Source organism: Microbulbifer okhotskensis (genome assembly GCF_023895975.1).
Lineage (GTDB): Bacteria > Pseudomonadota > Gammaproteobacteria > Pseudomonadales > Cellvibrionaceae > Microbulbifer > Microbulbifer okhotskensis.
In genome coordinates, this window is sequence record NZ_JALBWM010000337.1 from 1 (window position 1) to 701 (window position 701).

A 701-nucleotide genomic window follows, 5' to 3' on the forward strand; every position below is an offset into this window, starting at 1 on the left:
AGCTGACCGTTCTTTTCCAGGGGATTAACTGATGCACTTCAAAGTTGAATGCAGGGGGTAATGGCATATGATTTTGAGAGGCAGGGCCCTGGAATATCCTACTACGATACTGACGCAATAAACTCTCGTCTTGCAGCTAGAAAGTATGAAGGAGTCGATTTTTGTAATACCAATGGGAATACCCATATGTGTTTCATTCGTGAAAGCGAATGGGTCAAATATAGTATTAAGATACCACATAGCGGCTGGTATAAGGTTAGTGCTCGCTTGTCAGCAAGGCAAGAGATCGCTGGTACCTTTGCTCTGGAGTTTGAAGATGAAAATAATTTATATCACACTGTGAAAAATACCAGTGCACATGATTTATTTATGCTTCAACCTATTGGTGAGCATTACTTTGAAAAAGGTGTACAACAAATGACCTTCAGGGTAACTCCTTCAAGTAATACCAATTTCAATTTGCAATATTTCCAAATTGAAAGATAAATAGTTGTTTTCTTAGGCTCAGGAGTGAGCGGAAGTAAAAAAGTGAGGGTGTTCAATACTCTGTGTTAGCCATAGCCATAGCCATAGCCATAGCCATAGCCTCAGAGGCTGATGTATTCCTCCAAACGATCAGGGAAGTGGATCGTTAGTTGTGACAGCATCAGATTCCAGTTTTGAATCGGGTGCGTCCAGCGCTCGGAGGCTTTTAGTATACC

General features: G+C 41.4%; 1 protein-coding gene. It reads left to right on the forward strand.

The genetic code is table 11. The features are described 5' to 3' along the window. The first annotated feature begins 60 nt into the window (after nucleotides 1-60). Nucleotides 61-486: a carbohydrate-binding protein gene (locus tag MO867_RS22390; RefSeq protein ID WP_252473289.1), complete on the forward strand. Its 426-nt coding sequence runs from the start codon at nucleotides 61-63 to the stop codon at nucleotides 484-486. Nucleotides 487-701 lie beyond the last annotated feature (215 nt).

What these genes read in the sequence shown, in the direction of transcription:
- MO867_RS22390 (WP_252473289.1), top strand. Translation starts at nt 61, where the DNA reads ATGGCATATGATTTTGAGAGGCAGGGCCCTGGAATATCCTACTACGAT.